This window comes from Mycolicibacterium sp. XJ879 (genome assembly GCF_053483935.1).
The window spans coordinates 1-729 of record NZ_JBEFTH010000039.1 but is presented as its reverse complement, the minus strand read 5'-3'; the positions used below and the strand labels follow the sequence as shown (position 1 = coordinate 729).

Sequence of the window (729 nt, the reverse complement as noted above, 5' to 3'; positions counted from 1 at the left end):
TTGCTGGCCGATTACGCCCGCCGTCCAGAAGTGGTGCAGCTGGCCGATTCCTGGAAGCAGCTGGCGTCGGCCCCGGCAGTGCTGCCCGCGGTGCAACCCGATGTCGATACGTACGGGACGGCCGGCAGATTCACCGCGGAGCTGGACGCCGAAACCACCGCCATGCTTCTCGGCGAGGTGCCCGCGGCGTTTCACGCCGGCACCCAAGACATTTTGTTGATCGCGTTCGCGCTGGCGTGGGCGCAACACCTGGGCAGGCCCGACACGCCGATCGGCATCGATGTGGAAGGGCACGGACGGCAGGAGGAACTGGGCGCCGACCTGGACCTGTCACGCACGGTCGGCTGGTTCACCGCCAAATACCCGGTGTCGCTGACGATGCGCGGACTGTCATGGGCACAGGTGGTGGCCGGTGACGCGGCGCTGGCCGCCGTGCTCAAGGACGCCAAGGAGCAACTTCGTTCGCTGCCCGACGGTCTGACCTACGGTCTACTGCGCTACCTGAACGCCGGGGCCGAGCTGGGCGGCGCCGACCCGGCGATCGGATTCAACTATTTGGGCCGCCTTGGCGCGTCGAGCGACGACGGATGGCAGATGACCGCCGACGCCCTGTCGTTGTCGGGCATCACCGCAGCGGTGCCCATGCCGCTGGTGCACACCGTGGAGCTCAACTCCGCCACCGTCGACACGGACGCCGGCCCGCGGCTGCGCGCCGACTGGACGTGGGCA

The 729-nt window shown here is 68.7% G+C and carries 1 protein-coding gene; it reads left to right on the top strand.

Annotation, left to right across the window (positions count from 1 at the left end):
- Window positions 1-729: condensation domain-containing protein (locus ABQF13_RS25295; protein WP_448395552.1), on the top strand; the 729-nt coding region annotated here is incomplete at both ends.